Genomic DNA, 19,254 nt, shown 5'->3' on the forward strand with positions numbered 1-19,254 from the left:
TTTGGTCATTTCATCAACTGGTTCAACTGGAATATCGGCAGCAGGATCGCCAGCATCATGAACAGGATAATCCCCGCCATCGCCAAGGTCATCAGGGGTTCCAGCAGCGTCGTCAACTGGTTGAGCGAGCGCTCGACCTCGCGCTCATAGGTGTCGGCCACCCGCTCGAGCATCGACTCGACCTCGCCCGTGCGCTCGCCCACGCGGATCATCTCGATCAAGAGCGGCGGGAACAGCCCGCTCTGGGCGAGCGGATGAGTCATCCCGTGTCCCTCGCGAATCGAGGTGCGGCTTTGCTCGATGGTGTCGGCGAGCAGCGCGTTGGTAATCACGTGCTTGACCGAGGCGAGTGCGGGCAGCAACTGTACGCCGCTTTGCAGCATCGTCGCGAGTGTGCGTGAAAAACGCGCGCACAGTACTCGCGTCACCGTGCCGCCGATATACGGTATCCGCAGGAGCCAGGTGTCATAAAGGCGCCGTCCGCGCCGCGTCGAGAGCGCGTACGTCACGGCGGCGACGATTGCGGCGATTGCCAGCAGCAGGACCATCCAATAGTTCGAAACGAAATTCGAGATCGCAATCAGGATGACCGTGGGGAGCGGCAGCGCGGCGTTGTTCTGCTGGAAGATGGTCGCGACCTGGGGGACCACGTAACCCATCAGGAAAAACATGATCGCGCTGCCGACGCAGACCATGATTATCGGGTAGGTCAGCGCATGGGTCACCTTGGCCTTGAACTCGGCCTGGCTCTCGCTGAAATCGGCTACGCGGTTGAGCACGGTTTCGAGCGCTCCGGCCGCCTCGCCAGCCCGCACCATCCCGATGTACAGGTCGGAAAAGGTGTCAGGATGGGCCGCGAGCGCGTCGCCGAGCGATGTTCCCTCGCGTACGCGCTCACGGATCTGCGAGAGCAGACGTTTGGTCACCGCCCGCGCCGACTGATCGGCAAGCGCGGCGAGCGCGTCAACCAGCTGCACGCCGGCGCCAAGCAGCGAGCTTAGCTGGCGCGTCAGGAGGGAAAGTTCGGAGGGCGGGATGCGCCGGCCGAAAGAGGGCAGGTAGTCGCTCAGGCTGCGCCTGACCGCCTGCTCCGCTTCGGCGAGTTCGGTGGGGAAGATGCCGCGATCGCGCAACTTGCCGCGCGCGGTGCGCACGCTGTCGGCATCGACGACGCCGGTCACCGAGCGGCCATTGGCGGCCAATCCGCGATAGGCGAAAACAGGCATCGCTGCTGAACTTTAGAACGCCGGGGCGCCTACAGAATATCTTCCTGCGTCACGCGCAACAGCTCTTCGACGGTGGTCTCGCCCTGCAGCACACGCTCGGCGCCGTTCTGGCGCAGGAGCTTCATCCCGCGCGAGGTGCAGGCGCGCCGGATCGTCGCCGCGTCCGCCTTCTGCATCACGAGCGTGCGAACCTCGTCGTCCATCAGCATCAGCTCCTGGATGGCGGTTCGGCCGCGGTATCCGGTATTGCGGCAGGCGCGGCATCCGTTGGCCGACGGACGGTAGAGCGGGCCCTTCAGGTCCTCGGGATGCACCCCGATGCGTGTGAGTTCGGCGGGGGTCGGCGTGTAAGGCTCGCGGCAGGTCGGGCAGACCATTCGAACCAGGCGCTGCGCGACTACCGCCAGGATCGACGAGGAGACCAGGAACGGCTCGATTCCCATGTCGACCAGCCGGGTCAGCGCGCCGAAGGAGTCGTTGGTATGGAGGGTCGAGAAGACCAGATGGCCGGTCAGCGCCGCGTGGATCGCGATTTCGGCGGTTTCGCTGTCGCGGATTTCGCCGACCATGATCACGTCAGGGTCCTGGCGCAGGATCGAGCGCAGGCCGCTTGCGAAAGTGAGTTCGATCTTCGGATTGACCTGCATCTGGCCGATGCCGCGCAACTGGTACTCGATCGGGTCTTCGATCGTGATGATGTTTTTCTCGGGGGAATTGATCCGCGCGAGACAGGCATAGAGCGAAGTGGTCTTGCCCGATCCGGTAGGTCCGGTCGCCAGAATGATGCCGTGGCTTTGGCGAATCAGCCGATCGATACGCGCCAGGTTGTCGCCCGTGAAGCCGAGCCGATCGAGATTGAGATCGACCAGTGCCTGCGCGCGGTCGAGCAGGCGGAGCACAATCCGCTCGCCGAAGGCGGTCGGAATGGTCGAGACGCGGATGTCGATGTCGCGGCCGGCCACGCGCAGGCGGATGCGTCCGTCTTGCGGCAGGCGCTTTTCGGCGATGTTGAGGCCAGCCATGACCTTGACCCGTGAGGTTATCGCCGGCTGAAAGCGCTTGGGCGGCGAGATCACGTCGTAGAGCATGCCGTCGACGCGGAATCGCACCATCAGCTCGCGCTCGAACGGCTCGACGTGGATGTCGCTCGCGCGGTCCTTGACCGCCTGCGAGAGCAAGCCGTTGACCAGCTTGATGATCGGCGCAGCGTCGTCGGAGTCGAGGAGGTCGAGCGGCTCCTGCGCGAGTTCGTTGGCGACGACGTCCAGGCGATCCTCTTCGAGGTCGATCATCAGGTCCTGCGCGGTCGTGGTGGTGGCCTGGTCGTACGAGCGATTGATCGCGTCGGTCAGCACTTCGGTCGGCACGACCACCGGATGCACCGGCATCCCGAACAGCATGCGCAGGTCGTCGAGCGGCTCGTAGTTGGCCGGGTCGGAAATCGCGACAGTCACGCTATGGCCGTCGCCGCTAAGCGGCAGGACGCCGTTTTTCTTGGCGTAATTGATCGGCACTTTGCCGAGCAACGCCGAATCGATCGCATGCTCGTCGACATGGGCTTGAAAGGGCAGCCAGTATTCCTGCGCGAGCGCCCGCGCCAGTCGCTGCGGCTCGAGCGCCCCCATATCGACCAGCACGTCGGCGAGGTCCTGCCCCGGCTTCTTGCGCTGGCGCGCGCGTTCCAGGTCCTGTTCGGATACCCAGGAACGGTCCAAGAGAATTGATTCGAAAGTCTTCTTTGCCGTCGCCATCGGATCAATTCTTCGCCAGCCTACCGCCCTCAGTGTCGATGACTAGGCGTCCCTTGCGATTACACGCCTTCCGTGTTCCGTTAGAGATTAGACACGATGGTTCGGTCGCCATGCAACATCCTCATCGCCAGCCGAGCCTAAAGGCGGTCCCAATTCACGGTTTTACCACCGAATTCGGGCGAACTCGTCCGGTCAAAGCGCCGCGCGGCAGGAGGGAGACCCGATGCCGGTTTGCTTCGGACGAACAAGGAGTATTAAAAGCCGCGGAATGATGCGGGCGGGTATCCTCGTCCAACCGGCCTAGTAGTGGCGTTTGTTGCCGGTAGTCGAGCCGGGACCGCGCACGCCGAAACTCAGACCGGGGCCGCCCGTCTTTGAGGGCATCGTATGGGTCGCTTCCTTCCACGAAGTCAGCTTGCCGTCCACGAAAGTCAAGTCAACGAATTCCCCCGAATCGCCTTCCTTGGTGTTGGTGTAGAGCAGGGTGGCAGCGACGTCATTGGTGTTGGAGCGTTTGGCATAACTCCAGATTTGCGTGTCCTGATCGGCATCCTGGCGGATATCGGGCTCGCCCCACTGATTGTGCACTTCCACGGTGCTCTCGCCGACCTTGAGGTCGCGCTGCATGCGCGAGGCCCGCATCTCGGTCGAGGCCTGATAGGCGACACCGCATCCGCCAAGCGCGACAGCGAGAGCGACGACGAAAACGAGGCGCGGTTCCATCGCGCAGAATTTCGTCATCATCGGGCATCGAAGTCAACTTGAAGCCCGCGGCGAGCGGCGGCGGCGCGCGACGGTTCCCGGGAGTTGCGAGATACAAGTCAGGCTCTATGGCCCGTTGAGGCAGCCGTCCTGACCGCGGCTGTTTGGATAGCCGGTGCCTGAGTTATAGGCCGCGTTGGACCACAATCCCTGGATTTTCCAGATGGTGCCGTTGCTGAAGGTCACGTACGGCGCACCGACCGTCCACGCGCACTTGTCGCCATTCTCCTCGCCCGACGCGTCATACCAGCCGCCCGAGGTCGGATCCGTCCGAGCTTCCGACAGTTCATGTCCGTTCACGATAATCGGGCAGCGGTAAAAGGTTGAGGTTTAAAACTCAGACAAGACGTTTGAACAGGCCCGGATAGGTAACAACCCGACCGTTCTCGTCAACCTCAATCTCGCGGACGAAGTCGCTGTCCAGCGATTCGTATCTGTAGCGACGCAGCAGCTCGAGGCAGGTGTACCGCTGGGGGTCGCATACGATCGCGAGGTCGGGGAAGTGCACGTATGCGACCCGGATTTCTGCGGAACTTCCTTTGGTCAGGTTCAGGCGACGAATCGGCAGGGTGTTGGTAACCGGGCTCACCGAAAGGTCTATATCGATCGCGCCGTCGAGCGCGGGCAGAGCATTGCCCGACCCGTCGGTCCATTGCCCGCGACCGTTGCTTGCGAATTCCGCCTGGCGTCGCTCACCAACAATCTCGACCGACGCGTGCTCCGGAGTCCACGAGGCGTTGCATCGAATTTGATAGGTGGCCGCGAAATTCTCGCCCTCGGCGATACCGATTACGACCCCGTCCGCGCTATTCGAGTTATCGGTGCATCTGAGGACGGTATGCTCGATTCCCTTGCCGGACCAACCCTGCCACCGCGCGACAATGATCGTCTCCATAGAAGTATTGAACTCCCGCAACGCGTGCTCAAACGAAAATGTCGGCCGGGAAGCCGCGCTCGTTGATGAAGGTGCCCATATCGGCCATCGCAAAGGTTCGCCCGGCGCGCTGCGGATTGTTGAGCGCGTGGGCGCGCATCGCGTGCACTTCGCGGAAGTAACGCTGGATCGGATTGTCCTGGAAAATGGCGCGCCCGCCGCTCGACTCGAACATCAGGTCAACCGCGTGCACGCTCAGTTGCACCGCGTTGGCCGCGTCCCAGCGCAGCCGCGCGCGCCGTGCGACGCCTATCTCGCGCCCCTCCGCGGCAAGGCGCATCATCTCGTCGAACGTGTCGAGCATCCGCTGCCCCGCGGCGTCCACCGCTGAGGCGGCCTCCGCCAGACGCATCTGCGCGAACGGATCCTCGGCGACCATCTTGTGGTCGTAGGCGGTGCGCCGCGCGCGGCTTCCCTCGCGCCAGCAATCCAGCGCGCCCATCGCGGCGCCCACCGCCGGCGCCGCGATCGCGTAGGCGAACACCGACGCCCACGCGAGCCTGTACAGCGCGCCCGGATTGACCGCCTGGCCGGGATTGTCGCGGTTGTACGCGTCGAGGAATTTGTGCGTGCGATATTCGGGCACGAAGGCGCCGCTGACCACAATATCCTTGCTGCCCGACCCGCTGAGCCCCATCACGCGCCAGTTGTCGTCGATCTCGTAGTCGGCGCGCGGCAGCAGGTAGCTCCGCGCGTCGGGTGTGCCGTCGGGATTGCGCGTCGCGCCGCCAAGAATCACCCAGTGGCAGAAATCGCATCCGCTCGAGAACGACCATCTCCCGCTCACTTTGAAGCCGCCTTCGACGCGCTCGATCTTGCCGGTGGGCGCGTACGAGGACGAGGCCTGGACGGTCGAGTCCGCGCCCCACACATCCTGTTGCGCGCGCTCGGGGAACGCGGCGAGTTGCCATGAATGGACGCCGAGCACGCCGAGCACCCATCCGGTTGACGGGCACGCCGCCCCAACTTCCATGACCGCGCGATAAAAAGCCGCCGGATGAAGCTCGAACCCGCCCCATCGCGTGGGCTGCAGCGCGCGCAGCAGTTCCGCGCGCTGAAAATCCGCCCAGCTCTCGTCGGGCAGACGCCGGGTGCGTTCGGTCAGCGCGGTGCGCTCGCGAAAGCCGGGAACAAGCTTGCGCACGCGCTCGAGATATTCGTCGCCATTCATTTCGAATCGCCTCGCCTGGCGCCGCCGCTATTGCAGCCCCGCCTGACCGGCGCGGGCGGATCGCCGCGGCTAGCTTCCTGCATCGGGCCCGCCAACTTCAACTCCGCCCGCGCAGGCGCAGTGGGGCATGCGGGTGACTGGCGCAAAGCCATTCGTGCTATAACCGCTGCCGTTGGTCGGCGAGGGAGGAGGAATCGATGCCGCGCAAGCTACGGCTGGTCAAGGGCGCTGCGGAGCGCGCCGCGCTGGTTTACGGGATGCGGGTCTTTACCCAGGGCGACGTCTCGGGCGTCGAGGACGCGCAGGTGCGGCTTAACGACGGCAGCACGGGACGGATCGCGATGCATCTGATCGAAGGCACGCGCGCGCAGATTCGCCGCCAGCTTATGCAGAGTATCGACGCCTTTTTCGAACTGCTCGAAGACGCGGAACGCTAAAAAGCGAGGCAAACGATGGAGCTCAAATTCATCAAGTACGAGAAGCGCGGCCACCTGGCCTATATCACGTTCAACCGCCCCGAGGTCATGAACGCGCTGCATCCGCCGTGTCACCTGGAGATGGACCAGGTGTGGGATGATTTCGTGGCCGACCGAGAGATGTGGGTCGCGATCCTGACCGGCGCCGGCGAGCGCGCGTTTTCCGCCGGCAACGACCTCAAATGGACCGCCGAGCATCGCGGCGAGCGCCCGCAGATGAGCAAGGGCGGCTTCGCCGGCATCACCTCGCGCTTCGACATCACCAAGCCGATCATCGCCGCGGTCAACGGCTTCGCGCTGGGCGGCGGATGCGAGATCGCGCTCGCCTGCGACATCATCATCGCGGCCGAGCACGCGCGCATGGGTCTGCCCGAGCCGCGGGTCGGCCTGATGGCTGCGGCCGGCGGCGTCCATCGCCTGCCGCGACATATCCCGCTCAAGATCGCGATGGGGATGATTCTTACCGGTAAGCATCTGAGCGCCGCCGAGGCTCATGGATGGGGTCTGGTCAACGAAGTCGTGCCGCTGAAGGAGCTGATGGCGACGGCGGAGCGATGGGCCGGCGAGATCATGGAATGTTCGCCCATATCGGTTCAGGCGAGCAAGGAAGCTGCGATGACGGGGCTTGGGATGGGCCTGGAGGAGGCGTGCCGGCACAAGTTTCTCGCCACCGAGAGGTTGTGGAAGTCCAAGGACGCGATCGAAGGGCCGCTCGCGTTTGCGCAAAAGCGCAAACCGCAATGGAAGAACGAGTAGCGAGGTAGGACGCAGCGCCACCGCGGCGGCCAAAGTCCGGAAGAGAACGGAAAGGCGCGCAGCAAGAGAGAACATGGCGATGGATCCGTTAGCCACCATCGAAGCGAAAAAAATGCCTTTCGCGGAACTGCTCGGCATCCGCGTCCTGACCGCGGCGCCCGAGCGCCTTACGGCCGAGATGGCCGTGCGCGACGATCTCTGCACCCTGCCGACGGTGCTGCATGGCGGAGCCGTGATGGCGTTCGCCGATTCGCTCGGCGCGTATGCGACGATGATCAATCTGCCCGAGGGCGCAACAACCACGACGATCGAGTCGAAGACCAATTTCATCGCCCCGGCGCCGGTCGGCACCACCGTCACAGGCGAATGCGCAGCCTTGCATCGCGGGCGGCGCACGATGGTCTGGCAGACGCGGATCACCAATGCGCAGGGACGCCTGCTTGCAATTGTGACCCAGACCCAGTTGGTTCTGGAGCCGGCCGCGCGCAATTGACATCGGCCCGGCTTAAGGCTTTTTAATGTGCGATCTTACCTCCAGGAGCGTGCACATGATGATTACGCGCCGCCACATGATGAAGACGATTGCCGGCTCAGCAGCGATAGCCTCGCAACTGTTCGCCGCGATCGCTCTGGCGGAGGCTGCCGAAGGCGCCGCCGCCACGGGCGAGACCAACCCAAAGGCTCCGAACCCCATTGCTGGAGACAAGGGCGTCACCGTGCGTCCGATCATGCAGCACGACTTGCCCGACATGCCCGGCAAGCAGATCAGCATGGTGGTCGTCGAATTCGCACCGGGCGCCGGGAACTCGCCGCATAGCCATCCGGGCTCGACGGTCGCCTACGTCCTGGAGGGTTCGGTGGTGAGCCAGGTCGATCCCGACAAACCGGTCACCTATCACGCCGGTCAGACCTGGTACGAACTCCCGGCTCATACGCATCGCATCGCCCGCAACGCGAGCAAGACCCGGCCGGCAAAGATTCTCGCGGTGCTCATCTCGGAGAAGGGCCAGGACCTGGTTCTGCCGCCGACCTAATTCGCGCCGAGCGGGCGCGGCCGGGCGGCCGCGGCGTCCCTTTGGTCGAGCGCGGCGAGAGCGGAGCGCGGAAAAACCATCACCAGGAGATTCTGTCCGTCGGCCGTTGCGTTGTCGGCTCCGTATTCCAATGGATAGGGATAAAAGACCTGAGCCGCGCCGGGGCCGTATTTAGCGATCACGTCGCGAACGGATTGACGGTCGCCGACCACACCGATCGCCACGCGGTCGCCGCTCCACGGGCTGAGCCATATGCCCGAAGTAGTCAGCCCGACCGCGGGCGCCCGCCCCAGTTCAGCCATCACGCGATACTGAATATACGTATGGCGCGCCAGACGGCCGAGCAGCAGAGCGAAGACGCGCGAGTCGAGGAACTTGGCCATCGCGGCGTGGCGCGCAAGCTGCGGCCGCACCGGACGACCCGCGAGGACCGTGCTTATCGTGCCGCGGCTGCGCAATTCGAACGCATCGAGATGTTCAGGGGCTAAGCCCGCGTCGAGCGCCAGGCGCGCGGCATGCAAAATGGACGCGAAGCGGTCGAGGTTATAGCGTGTGGCCATTTCTTCGACGGTCGCGAATTTGAACGCGGCCAATTCGCCGGGGTCGATTTGATAGAGCGCGACGCCGCCGACCTCGTTGCGGCGCCATCGGGCCCCTTCGAACAATCCTGCGAAACGCTTTTCTTCATTGGGGTCGATCAACACCGTCCGGATGCCGTGGGTTGCGAGGAACGACGCAAACTGCGCGGTGTACCCGGGAATCTACGGATCGTCGTCAGCCAACGCGGGCACTATAGGCCATCGCGCGAATTCGAGCGGGATGGTGTTTGCGAGCAGGCGAAGGCCTTGTGGGATCCTGAAGTGGAAGTTTGCTTCGGCCTGCCACAGCACGGCGTACCCCGAGGCACCGAAGGGAAGGATCAACACGTTCTCGTTCGCCGTGATATACCGCTTGTACATTCCCTCTTTGAAAAAGGCCGGCACATTGTCGCTGGCGACGTACGGCGTCAGCGGGAAGGCCGGCAGGATGCTAACGAGCGCTGCGCCGCACAGCACCCAGCGGCCCGCGGCGCGTCCTTCGCGGCGCGCCAGCCAGACCGCGGTGATCGTGGCGAAAACAAGAAACAGGTAAGCCGTGAACCGTGCCAGGAGGGCGTTGTTGAGCAACGGGATCGGCACCATAAAAAGCCAGGGCAGTGGCAGCAATGCCCGGCTGTTGAAATGAAGTACTGGGCCCAGGGTGGCCACTGCGACGACAAGCCCCATCGCGAGCAGCATCCGCTCGCGCGGCGAACGCGGACGGTTGCTGGCGAAAAGAAGCGCCACCACTGGCAGCAGGCCGAGATACGCGGTGGGTTCGCATCCCCAGGTCACACGCTTTCTCAGCCAGCGCATTGGCTGCGCGCGCGAGAACATGCTCGGGTCGGTCGGGAACACGAAGTTCAGCAGATCTGTCGAGCAATGCGCAGGATTGTAAATCGGCGCAATCCCGAAGGGCGAGGGGAAGAAGCGCACGAGATAGGGCGCCAGCACAAGCGCGGCGAGGCCGTATGAGATTGCCGCGACGCGGCTCAGGTTTTTCAGCCGCGCGCGATGGGCTTCGTCGAATGTCCCCATTGCCAGGACAATCGCGATGGCGCCGAACAGCGTTGCGGTAGCGAGTATCTCGGGCGAGAGCAGAAATTGGCCGATTACGAGCGCGCTCAAAGCCGTAACGTATTTAGCGCGGTCGAATCCATGGGCGGTTTCGCGGCTCAGAAAGGAAAGAGCCAGGTACGGGAAGAGCGGCAGCAGAAAGACCATCGCGAGCGACAGGTGGTCGAGTAACTCCCAGCTAATGTACGTCGAGAAGCCGAACACGAAGCCACCGGCCAATGACGCGCGGAAGTTGCCGGTGAGATAGCGGCAGAGCGCGAACGCAGTGAACGCGCTTAGCGCCGGGGTCATCAGGCAAAGAAGATTGTAGGTGGCGACGATCCCGGCGGCGCGCGTGACCGGCCACATCGCGAGCGCGGCGCCCGGGAACGTCGTCGACCAGGCGAGCGTGCATCCAGCCGGCGCCCAGGCGGCGTGGGTAAAAAGTGGATCCAGGCGATGCGCGAGCGCGTATGGATACCAGGCGAGTCCCCACATCGGAATCTGCGCGTCGCCGGCGGCTTCGAGACCGAGGCGGAGATGGGAAAACCCGCTCCAAAGCGGAATCCCGAAAAAGGCGACCGATGCGATCGCGTAGAGAACAAGGGCGGCCGCGGTCTGTGCGCGCCGCAGTCGCGAAGCCGCGCTGCGCGCGGGCGATGTCATCGATAGGCGCGCGCGGTCAGGCGGAAAGGCGCGCGGGCGCCGGGACATCGGATTTCGTCCCGCTGCGGTAACTGCTGTAGGCGGCACCGGGATGGTCGTCGACGAGGCGCTTTTGGCCCTTGCCGAAGTAGTGTTCGCGCAGCGTGCTTGCCTCGTACTCCTTGCGCAAGAGCCCGCGGCGCTGCAATTCGGGCACGACCAGGTCGACGAAGCTTTCATAGTCGACGGGCGTATCTACCGAAAAATAGTTGAAGCCGTCCACCCCGCCCTCGACGATCCATCGCTCGAGTTCGTCGGTGATGCGCCGGTAGTCTCCCACCGGCACAGGCATCACGCTCGCGATCGAGACGAACTCGGCGATCTCGCGCATCGTCCATTCGCGGGTCGAATCGACCGAGGAGAAGTACTGCGCGAGGAACTGCATCCCGTCGGAATTCACGTTGCCGATTTTGTCGTCCGGGCCGTACTTGGAAAGATCGATCCCGGTCCATCCGCTGAACAGCGCGAACGCGCCCTCGGGGCTCGCGTACCGCAGCATCTCCTCGTGCTTGCGGCGCGCCTCGGCGTCGGTGGTGCCGACCACCGGCGCGATCGCGAGCAGAATCTTCATATGTTTGGGGTCGCGGCCGCGCTCGGCGGCAAGCTCGCGGATCCGGTCGCAGTAGGCGCGGCACACGGTGGTGTTGGGAAAGACCACGAACACCGCCTCGGCGTGAGTCGCCGCGAACCGCATCCCGCGGCCCGAAAGACCTGCCTGGTAAACCACCGGCGTGCGCTGCGGCGAAGGTTCGCACAGATGCGGCCCGAGCACGTCGAAATATTTTCCCCGATGGCGAATCTCGTGAACCTTGGAAGGGTCGGTATGGATATCGCGCTCGGCGTCGCGCACGACCGCGTCCTCTTCCCAGCTCTGTTCCCAGAGCTTGTACACGACCTCCATGTACTCGTCGGCGCGATCGTAGCGTTCGTCGTGCGGCAATATCTTGCCGAGTCCGTTTCTTTCGGCGTCGGGCAGATATGAGGTTACGACGTTCCATCCCACGCGCCCTTTTGTCAGATGGTCGAGCGTCGAGAACAACTTCGCGGCCTGGTACGGGGGATGGTAGGTCGTGCTGTAGGTGGTGGCGAACCCGAGATGTCGCGTCACCATCGCGAGCGCTGGGATAAGCACGGTCGGGTCGTTGCACGGAAACTGCACGGCGTGACGCACGGCCGCGTCGCGGGTGCCGCAGAACGCGTCGTAGGTGCCGTGGATATCAGCGAAGAAGAACGCATCGAAGCGCCCGCGCTCCAGCGTGCGCGCGATTTCGGCATAGTACTCGAGGTCGCGGTAGCCGGTCGAAGAGCGATCCCGGGGATGCTTCCACTGGCCCTTGGATTGCGGACAAACCGAGCATTGGGTGAAAGCGTTGAGATGGATCACGGGCGGTCCTCCTCGAGGCTTGCAGGCGCGCCGATCACGCGCGCAACTCCGCCCAGATTATCGCGGCCGGTCGGATTTAAGAAACGGATTTAGGAAAAGAGCGTCCGTGATGCAACCGCGTGTTCAGCGGATAGCCTCGGCCCCGCGACGGCCGGACCTTTCAGTAACCCGGGTTGCGCCGTGCGAGGCCGCCGAACCGGTCGAGCATCCGCTCGCGCCACGCGGCGATGGGGTCGTCTGCTTCGAGCAGAACGTAGTCGCTTATCGTTCGCGCCCATTGAAAGCCGCCGAACACGATGTAGTCGGGATAGAGCGGCGCCGCGCCGCCGAGAAACGGCTGCGATCTTAGCGTCATCCTGAGCGGTTCGAGCGTCTGGCGAAAACCGCCGATGCGCGCGTCGCGATTCGCGCACAACTGCTCGAGCGTCATGCCGAAGCGTTCCGCACGGGAGCGGCGGAAATATTCCTGATCGCGCGGGTCGAGATGGCGGACGATGCCGAGCGCGACGAAGGTCGAGATTCCGCGGTTTTGCACCGTGTCGGCCCAGCTATTGATGAAGCGCGCGGCGGCCCGTCCAGCGGCGCCGCCGAACAGCGAGGGGCGGTCGGGATAGGTGTCTTCGAGATGGTTGGCGATCGCCCATGAATCAGCGATCACGCGGCCGCCATCTTCGATCACCGGTACGCGGTCCTGTCCCGAATGAGCGATCGCTGCCTTGTCGCTGAAGCGCCACGGGATCGTCTCGACCTCGAGGCCCTTGTGCGCGAGGGCCATCCGGATGCGCCAGCAGTAGGGACTGAACCTGCGCTCGGGCTCTGCGCCTGCGAGGTCATACATCCTGATCGGCGGGTTTGTTGCCGTCATATGTCCTCCCGCGCGGTTTGTTGCGCCGCGCCCGCGAGCGGGCGACGGGATCGTTTAAGGAGTGGGCGACGCCGCGGGAAATCCCATTTTCTCGGCCGACTCGGGATAGAGCCAGAGCGTCTGACCCGATAGCGGGCCGTCGAGCGCGCGGACCTGGTGTCCGCCATTTTCGCTCGGGGCGGTTTCTCCGACCAGCGTGCCGGCCGGCACCATCACAAGGTTATGATGGTAAAAGAGCTTGCTCACTTCCATCGCGCCGAAAGCATCGAACTCGCGGAGCGCCGCGGAGCCTGCCGCATAGTCTTCCTTGCTGTCGGCCGCGATCCATTCCTTCTCGAGACGCCATTGCTTGCCCGTGATGGGGGGCAGGTTGGCTGCCGGTGCCCTGGCCGTTGTGGAGGCCGAAGATTTGCAGGACATGAGCGCGGGAGCGAGGCCGGCCAGCAGGGCGGCGCAGACGGAAAGTGCGAGCGGGGTTTTTCTGTTCACAGGATCTTTCCGAAGGCTCCTTTCAGGGCGCTCTTGTCAGGCGGTCTTGTCGTGTGCTTGCCGGTTAGATGATCTTGTTGAGCGGAAATTCGATTATCCCGACCGCGCCCGCTTCGAGCAGTTTGGGGAAAAGCTCGCGCACCGTGTGCTCGGCGATCACGGTCTCGACCGCGGTCCATTCCTTGCCCTTGAGATTGGGCGAGGGATAGAGCGAGGAGACGGTCGGCGCGGTGATCGAGGGCAAAAGCGCGATCACCTTTTCGAGATTCTCCCGCGCGACGTTCATCTTGATCCCAACGCGGTTCTCGGCGTCGAGCGCGCCGCGCAGCAGCATTCCGATCTGCCGAATCTTGGCCTGCTTCCATCCGACCGCCCAGGCGCCCGGGTTGGCCACCAGCACCGGTGTCGAAGTCAGAAGCTCCTCGACGATGCGCAAGCCGTTGGCGCGCAGCGACGAGCCCGTCTCGGTGACCTCGACGACCGCGTCGACCAGTCCCTCGGCAGCCTTGGCTTCGGTGGCGCCCCATGAAAACTCAACTTCAACTTTAACTTTACGTTCGGCGAAGATGCGCCGCGTGAAGGCGACCATCTCGGTCGCCACGCGCTTGCCATCGAGGTCCTCCACCCGGCGCACCGGCGAGGAATCGGGCACCGCCAGCACCCATCGCGTCGGCGCGAGCGAGACTTTGGAGTAGGTGAAGCTTTCGACCTCGTGCAGCTTGACCGCGTTCTCGACGATCCAGTCGCTGCCGGTGATGCCGGCGTCGAGCGACCCGTCGGCGATATAACGCGGCATCTCTTGCGGGCGCAGCAGCCGGCAGCTGAGCGTCGGATCGTCGACGCTCGGCATGTAGGAGCGCGCACCGACCGACACGCGCCATCCCGACTTGCGCATCAGCTCGATAGTCTGGGCTTCCAGGCTGCCCTTGGGTAGTCCGAATTTGAGTACGTTGTCAGCAGCCATAATCGCTCGCGTTCTATACGAGTTACGGACTTCGAAAATGCGAAAGCGCCGCGGCTTAGTGCGCCGGCTTCGGCTGATGGCCATAGCCGGGGCCGTACTTGGCCGGGTCCACGCGGCGCGTGTCCACGGTCTGCCAGGCTCCGTCGCGCAGGATGCGAAAGAAGCACGACTCGAAGCCCTCGTGGCACGCCGCGCGGTCGCCATGCTGCTCGACCGAGAGCAGGAGGGTGTCGTTGTCGCAATCGATGCGGATTTCATGCACGGTCTGGTAGTTGCCCGACTCCTCGCCCTTGCGCCACAGGCGGTTGCGCGAGCGCGAGAAATAGCAGGCGTGGCCGGTTTTGACGGTCTCTTCGAACGCCTCGCGGTTCATGTAGGCGACCATTAGAAGCCGTCCGCTTTGATAATCCTGGGCGATGACCGGGACGACGCCGCCGCTCTTTTCGAAATCGATTTGTGCGGCCGCCGCTTGCGATGCTGACTGGGTTTCCATCTGCGTGCGCCGGTTTCCGTACGCCGGCAAGCTCCTTTGGTGAACACGAAAGTATCGATTAAAGCAGGGAGCGTTTCAATGCCGCGGGGCCTGCCTACGTCTTATTGACAGCCAACTTCATCTGCACGTGGTTTCAAATTCGAACCGCGCATGTATAAATTCGCCCCTGGGGTATTCTTGGGGGGAGAACCGGGTCGGCATCCGCCTGCCCTGTGCAATCAAAGGGCTGTTAGCCGATGAGCCATAGTCGAAAATGAATCTGCCCCGGGCGTTAAAGGGCGCGCTCGCCGCGGCGCTGATCGTTCCCCTCGCGGCGACGGGCGCCTGCAGGCGCGCCGCCAGAACCGAGCCGCGGCCAAAGCCCGCCTTTGCGCCCTTTAACTTCCAAATCGAAGTCGGCGCCGACCACTATAATATCGAAGGCTTTATAGCACATGCCGCCGGCCCGGGACGCCTGCCCGCGCTGCTCGTGCTGACGGCGGGCGAGGGCAACGCGCGCCGCTGTATCGAGCAAAGCGGAGGGCTGGTCGCGATGGGCATGCTGGAGGCCTGCATCAGTATCCCCGGCTACGGCAAGTCCTCTGGGCCGAGCCGCTTCGTTGGACCGCAGGCGGTCGAAGCGGCGCATCGCGCCGTTGACCTGATGGCGGTGCGGCCGGACGTCGATCCGGACCGTATCGCGGTGTGGGGGTTGTCGGACGGCGCGGTGGCAGCGGGCCTGTTGATGGACAGCGATCCGCGGCTGCGCGCGGTGATTCTGCAATCGGGATTTTACGACACGCTCAAGATGTGGCCCGAGGCGCCGCTGCGCGAGAAGGTGACCATCCTGCGCCAGGTCTTTCCGAGCCATCGCGTGCTCGCCGAGCGCAGCGTGATCGCTCACCTGCCGCCCAAGCTCGATTGCAGCGTCCTGATCATGCACGGCGAGCATGACAAGAAGATGCCCGTGCAGCAGGCCAAGCGGTTGGCGCAGGAGCTGCAAAGCCGCGGCGCCAAGGTCGAGACGCGCTTTTTCGACGACGGCCACGATCTTGGCGGGAAAGTCGACGGACCGCTCAAGGAATTCCTGCGCGAGAATCTGATCGCTGCCGGACCGCGCGCACACGCGCCGTCCTGAGACCGCAAGTAACCCTTCAATTTGGGAGAGACGTGACCGGGTGTACGGCCTCAGGCGAGCGCCTCGACCGCCTGGACGACAGCGTCGGCGTGGCCCACAACCTTGACCTTGGGGAAGACCTTGCGAATCATGCCGTCGCGGTCGATGACGAAAGTGGTGCGCTCGATTCCCATGAACTCGCGTCCGTATAGCGACTTTTTCTTATAGACCCCGTAAAGCCGGGTGACCCGATTGCCGGGGTCGCTCAGCAGCGGAAAACTAAGCTCGTGCTTGTCGATGAACTTGCGATGCGATTCGGGCGAATCGGCGCTGACGCCGACCACCTGCGCGCCGGCCGCCCGGAGCCGCGCCGCGACGTCGCGAAAGTCGCACGCCTCGGTCGTGCATCCGGGCGTCATGTCCTTGGGATAAAAGTAAAGGACGAGATTGCCGCGGCCGAGCAGTTCCTTTAGCGACACCGTAGCGCCGCCGGCGTCGGGAAGCTCGAAAGGCGGGGCCATACGTCCCTCCATCGCGTGCGTCGCTCCCTTGGCGGCCGCTCTCGGGGTCCCGGTGTTGCGCGTCCTGGTCATCTCGCTTCTCGATGGACTTCACGATTTCATCATTTGCACCGCGGGTAAAGCTCTCAACGCTCTACTACGCGGTAAAAAACACTTGTGCCGCAACGGCTTTGCCCGGATCGTAGTTGACGGACTCTCGGGTAGCCTCTATGCTTGCGGCGAGCGAGCGTCCGACCAAAATAACGTCATCTTCATGGCAGCATATACTGAGCTTCATAAATCGTTCCTCGAGCAGCTCGGGGAGGACTACAATCTCGGACGCATCCTGGGCGCCGTCGGGATCCCGCAAGGCTCGGTCAACAGCAACTACCTGATCGAAACCGCCAAGGGCCGCTTCACGCTGCGGGTTGACGAGGTCAAGACCGAGAGCGAGGTCAAGCGCGAAATCGACCTGCTGACCTTCCTGCGCAAGCATTCGTTTCCGTGCCCGCATCCGCTTCAGGATCGGATGGGCCGCTACTGGCGCGAATGCGAGGGCAAGTGCGCTTCGCTCTACCGCTACCACGAGGGGCGAATAGTGGCGCCCGAGCGGCTGCGCCCGAGCCAGCTCGAAACCATCGGGCGCGCACTCGGCGAGCTGCACGTCATCGGCAAGGGCTACAAGAAGGGCATCGATAACCGTTTCAGCTTCGAGCGTATCGCCGACCTCTATCTCAGCGTGCGCGGGCGGCTGCCGAACTATTTCCGCAAGATCAGCCGCACGCTCGAGGACGAGGTCGATTATCTGACGCGCTACCTCGAGGGCAAGCTGCCCAAGGGCGTGATCCACGGCGACCTGTTCGCCGACAACGTGCTGTTCCGCGGCGAGAAGCTGACCGCGGTGCTCGACTTCGAAGCCGCCTGCCGCGGCAAATTCATCTTCGACCTGGCGACCGCGGTCAACGCGCTATGCTTCGTCGACAGCCAATATTCGCTCGACCGCTTTCGCTACCTGCTGCACGGGTACGAGTCGGTGCGCACGCTGTCGCTGGCCGAATGGGACGCCTTCCCCAATGAGCTGCGGTACTCCTCGCTGCGCTTCACGGTGACGCGCCTGCACGACTTCTTTCTCCATCCGCTCGACAACAACCGCCGCGTGCACAAGGACTTCCGCGAATTCTTCGAGCGCCTGCGCATCCTGCGCCGCGAGCGCGAAGGCGGGATGGAGGCGTTGTTGATGGCGATGGCGACCGGGTACGATTACCGCAAGTACCAGAAGGTAAAAGCGAACGAGCGATTGAAAGCCTGACCCGCGGCTGGCGTCGTTCCCGACCCGCGATGAGTTCGTATCCGTCGCGCCGCCGCGCCGCGCTTCAGCCGCCGCATCGCAACCTAACCCGAGCATTCACCCGAGCAGCTACCCGATGTCCGCGCTCCTCAGGCGCCTCGACGCGCACAAGCCCGCGCTCTGGCTGGAGGTCGCTCCACCGCGCGGAATCGCAGTCGATTCGATGCTGACGCGGCTTGCGGCGCTCTGCGGCCACGTCGACGCGATCAACCTCGCCGACAACGCGCTTGGCCGGGTGAAGCTCGCGCCGCTCGTGTTCGGCTCGATGATCAAGTCGCGCCTCAACCTGCCGGTCGTGTTAAATTTTTCCTGCCGCGACCGTAATCGCTACGCGCTCAAGGCCGACCTGCTCGGCGCGGGCGCGCTTGGTATGGAGGGCGTGGTCGCGCTTGCGGGCGACAAGCTCGCGGACGATCCGAGCGGTGCGCGGGCGGTGCACGACCTCGAGCCCCTGAGCCTGCTGCGGGTGATGCACGATCTGAGGCGCGGGGATACCGGCGAGGGGCGCCGCCTGCTGAAAACGCTGCCGCAGTTTGCGATCGGCGCGGTCGCCAATCCCAATCGCAAAGCCATCGAGCGCGAGTTCGAGTTGCTCGGGCGCAAGGCCCAGGCCGGCGCCGAGTTCGTCATAACGCAGCCGGTCTTCGACCCGGCAGTGGCGCGCGCGTTCGTCGCGCACGCGCGCCGGCACAAGCTGCGCGTCGTGCTCGGCATCCTGCCGGTCAAGCGCGAATCGATGGCGAGCTACCTGAAGGACCGCATCCCCGACCTCGCCGGCGCCCATGAACATCTCGACCGCTACGCGGGAACGAGCGAAGCGCAAGCGCGGCGCATGTCGATCGACTCGAGCATCGCGCTGATGCGCGCATTGGCGGACGAGGTCACAGGCTTTAACATAATGAGTGGCGGCGGACCTTCGCTCGCGATCGAGCTTGCGCTCGAGTTCAGCCGCTTGCTGGAGGATTCCGGTGCGCGCTAGAAAAATCAGACTCGAGGCCGCGCGTCGCTCGCCGCGGGACCAAGCCGCGAGGGCGCCGGAGGGGAACTCAGGCGCCGCCGCGGTCGAGGATGCGGTGCGGCTCGTCCTGCGCCACGTTGGCGAGGATCCCGGGCGCGAAGGGCTCAGACTTACGCCGGGCCGCGTGCGGCATGCACTCGAATTTCTCACCCGCGGCTACAGAGAAGATCCCAAGGTTGCGATCAACGGCGCGGTCTTCTCGGAGGAAGAGTACCAGGAGATCATCCTGTGCAAGGACCTCGACTTCTACTCCTTGTGCGAACATCACCTGCTGCCCTTTTTCGGCAAGGCGCATCTGGCATACCTGCCCAACCGCCGCATTATCGGGCTTTCCAAGCTGGCCCGGTTGGTCGAGATCTACGCGCGCCGCTTGCAGGTCCAGGAGCGGCTGACCACGCAGATCGCGCACACCCTGATGGAAGAGCTGGAGCCGCTGGGCGTCGCCGTGGTGCTCGAGGCCGAGCATCTGTGCATGCGGATGCGCGGGGTCGAGAAGCAGAATTCCTACGTCACCACTTCCGCGATGCTGGGAGTGTTCCGCACCCATTTCGAGACCCGGCAGGAGTTCATGAACCTGCTCCGCAAGCAGTAACGGCCGCGTGGGAAGAGCGTGGGAAGAGCGTGGGAAGAGCGCGGGAAAGGCGTCCA

Annotated in this window: 22 protein-coding genes; 8 read left to right on the forward strand and 14 right to left on the reverse strand. The window is 64.1% G+C overall.

Going from position 1 to position 19,254, the window contains the following annotated elements:
- Nucleotides 1-5: 5 nt before the first annotated feature.
- The 6 genes from gspF to VMI09_14330 form a co-directional block, all read right to left on the reverse strand.
- Entirely contained in the window at nucleotides 6-1,226 is a 1,221-nt protein-coding gene (gene gspF, locus VMI09_14305; GenBank protein HTQ25862.1) for a type II secretion system inner membrane protein GspF, read from the reverse strand.
- 29 nt (nucleotides 1,227-1,255) lie between these two features.
- Nucleotides 1,256-2,977 (reverse strand): type II secretion system ATPase GspE, encoded by a 1,722-nt coding sequence (gspE, locus tag VMI09_14310; protein ID HTQ25863.1) that lies wholly within the window; start codon nucleotides 2,975-2,977, stop codon nucleotides 1,256-1,258.
- 300 nt (nucleotides 2,978-3,277) lie between these two features.
- On the reverse strand, nucleotides 3,278-3,700 hold the full coding sequence (locus VMI09_14315) for a hypothetical protein (protein HTQ25864.1): 423 nt from the start codon (nucleotides 3,698-3,700) through the stop codon (nucleotides 3,278-3,280).
- 105 nt (nucleotides 3,701-3,805) lie between these two features.
- Nucleotides 3,806-4,039: a hypothetical protein gene (locus tag VMI09_14320; protein ID HTQ25865.1), complete on the reverse strand. Its 234-nt coding sequence runs from the start codon at nucleotides 4,037-4,039 to the stop codon at nucleotides 3,806-3,808.
- A 37-nt stretch (nucleotides 4,040-4,076) separates the two neighbouring features.
- On the reverse strand, nucleotides 4,077-4,634 hold the full coding sequence (locus VMI09_14325; GenBank protein HTQ25866.1) for a putative glycolipid-binding domain-containing protein: 558 nt from the start codon (nucleotides 4,632-4,634) through the stop codon (nucleotides 4,077-4,079).
- A gap of 28 nt (nucleotides 4,635-4,662) precedes the next feature.
- The gene (locus VMI09_14330) at nucleotides 4,663-5,844 is read right to left on the reverse strand and encodes an acyl-CoA dehydrogenase family protein (GenBank protein HTQ25867.1); all 1,182 of its coding nucleotides are present in this window, start codon (nucleotides 5,842-5,844) and stop codon (nucleotides 4,663-4,665) included.
- Between the two features lie 197 nt (nucleotides 5,845-6,041).
- Between VMI09_14330 and VMI09_14335 the strand changes: the two genes are divergently transcribed.
- From VMI09_14335 to VMI09_14350, 4 genes are all read left to right on the forward strand, one after another.
- Complete coding sequence (locus VMI09_14335) at nucleotides 6,042-6,281, forward strand: hypothetical protein (protein HTQ25868.1); 240 nt, start codon at nucleotides 6,042-6,044, stop codon at nucleotides 6,279-6,281.
- Nucleotides 6,282-6,296: 15 nt separating this feature from the next.
- On the forward strand, nucleotides 6,297-7,076 hold the full coding sequence (locus tag VMI09_14340; GenBank protein ID HTQ25869.1) for an enoyl-CoA hydratase-related protein: 780 nt from the start codon (nucleotides 6,297-6,299) through the stop codon (nucleotides 7,074-7,076).
- Nucleotides 7,077-7,155: 79 nt separating this feature from the next.
- The gene (locus tag VMI09_14345; GenBank protein HTQ25870.1) at nucleotides 7,156-7,569 is read left to right on the forward strand and encodes a PaaI family thioesterase; all 414 of its coding nucleotides are present in this window, start codon (nucleotides 7,156-7,158) and stop codon (nucleotides 7,567-7,569) included.
- 55 nt (nucleotides 7,570-7,624) lie between these two features.
- Complete coding sequence (locus tag VMI09_14350) at nucleotides 7,625-8,110, forward strand: cupin domain-containing protein (protein HTQ25871.1); 486 nt, start codon at nucleotides 7,625-7,627, stop codon at nucleotides 8,108-8,110.
- Here the strand turns inward: VMI09_14350 and VMI09_14355 are convergent.
- The 7 genes from VMI09_14355 to hisI form a co-directional block, all read right to left on the reverse strand.
- The gene (locus VMI09_14355; GenBank protein HTQ25872.1) at nucleotides 8,107-8,775 is read right to left on the reverse strand and encodes a hypothetical protein; all 669 of its coding nucleotides are present in this window, start codon (nucleotides 8,773-8,775) and stop codon (nucleotides 8,107-8,109) included. The two genes, VMI09_14350 and VMI09_14355, sit on opposite strands and share 4 nt — an antisense overlap.
- Nucleotides 8,776-8,871: 96 nt before the next feature.
- On the reverse strand, nucleotides 8,872-10,410 hold the full coding sequence (locus VMI09_14360) for a hypothetical protein (protein ID HTQ25873.1): 1,539 nt from the start codon (nucleotides 10,408-10,410) through the stop codon (nucleotides 8,872-8,874).
- Nucleotides 10,411-10,426: 16 nt separating this feature from the next.
- On the reverse strand, nucleotides 10,427-11,833 hold the full coding sequence (locus tag VMI09_14365) for an LLM class flavin-dependent oxidoreductase (GenBank protein ID HTQ25874.1): 1,407 nt from the start codon (nucleotides 11,831-11,833) through the stop codon (nucleotides 10,427-10,429).
- Between the two features lie 160 nt (nucleotides 11,834-11,993).
- Nucleotides 11,994-12,698: a glutathione S-transferase family protein gene (locus VMI09_14370; protein HTQ25875.1), complete on the reverse strand. Its 705-nt coding sequence runs from the start codon at nucleotides 12,696-12,698 to the stop codon at nucleotides 11,994-11,996.
- Nucleotides 12,699-12,752: 54 nt separating this feature from the next.
- The gene (locus VMI09_14375; protein HTQ25876.1) at nucleotides 12,753-13,187 is read right to left on the reverse strand and encodes a hypothetical protein; all 435 of its coding nucleotides are present in this window, start codon (nucleotides 13,185-13,187) and stop codon (nucleotides 12,753-12,755) included.
- A 64-nt stretch (nucleotides 13,188-13,251) separates the two neighbouring features.
- The gene (gene hisG, locus VMI09_14380; protein HTQ25877.1) at nucleotides 13,252-14,151 is read right to left on the reverse strand and encodes an ATP phosphoribosyltransferase; all 900 of its coding nucleotides are present in this window, start codon (nucleotides 14,149-14,151) and stop codon (nucleotides 13,252-13,254) included.
- A 55-nt stretch (nucleotides 14,152-14,206) separates the two neighbouring features.
- Complete coding sequence (hisI, locus tag VMI09_14385; protein ID HTQ25878.1) at nucleotides 14,207-14,644, reverse strand: phosphoribosyl-AMP cyclohydrolase; 438 nt, start codon at nucleotides 14,642-14,644, stop codon at nucleotides 14,207-14,209.
- A 253-nt stretch (nucleotides 14,645-14,897) separates the two neighbouring features.
- Here hisI and VMI09_14390 point away from each other — a divergent pair, with 253 nt between their 5' ends.
- Nucleotides 14,898-15,761: a prolyl oligopeptidase family serine peptidase gene (locus VMI09_14390; protein HTQ25879.1), complete on the forward strand. Its 864-nt coding sequence runs from the start codon at nucleotides 14,898-14,900 to the stop codon at nucleotides 15,759-15,761.
- 50 nt (nucleotides 15,762-15,811) lie between these two features.
- On the opposite strand, the gene bcp is transcribed toward VMI09_14390, so the two are convergent.
- Nucleotides 15,812-16,333 carry a thioredoxin-dependent thiol peroxidase gene (gene bcp, locus VMI09_14395; protein ID HTQ25880.1) on the reverse strand — a complete coding sequence of 174 codons (522 nt, stop codon included), beginning with the start codon at nucleotides 16,331-16,333 and terminating at the stop codon, nucleotides 15,812-15,814.
- Between the two features lie 181 nt (nucleotides 16,334-16,514).
- On the opposite strand from bcp, the gene VMI09_14400 reads away from it, so the two are divergent.
- The 3 genes from VMI09_14400 to folE all read left to right on the forward strand — a co-directional run bounded on the left by VMI09_14400 (nucleotide 16,515) and on the right by folE (nucleotide 19,198).
- Nucleotides 16,515-17,549: a homoserine kinase gene (locus VMI09_14400; protein ID HTQ25881.1), complete on the forward strand. Its 1,035-nt coding sequence runs from the start codon at nucleotides 16,515-16,517 to the stop codon at nucleotides 17,547-17,549.
- Nucleotides 17,550-17,664: 115 nt separating this feature from the next.
- Nucleotides 17,665-18,567, forward strand: coding sequence for a methylenetetrahydrofolate reductase (locus tag VMI09_14405; GenBank protein ID HTQ25882.1), 903 nt, complete (start codon nucleotides 17,665-17,667; stop codon nucleotides 18,565-18,567).
- Complete coding sequence (gene folE / locus VMI09_14410) at nucleotides 18,557-19,198, forward strand: GTP cyclohydrolase I FolE (protein HTQ25883.1); 642 nt, start codon at nucleotides 18,557-18,559, stop codon at nucleotides 19,196-19,198. Before VMI09_14405 ends, folE begins: the two co-directional genes overlap by 11 nt.
- The last annotated feature ends 56 nt before the right edge of the window (nucleotides 19,199-19,254 follow it).

This window comes from Candidatus Binataceae bacterium, from assembly GCA_035500095.1.
Lineage (GTDB): Bacteria > Desulfobacterota > Binatia > Binatales > Binataceae > JAKAVN01.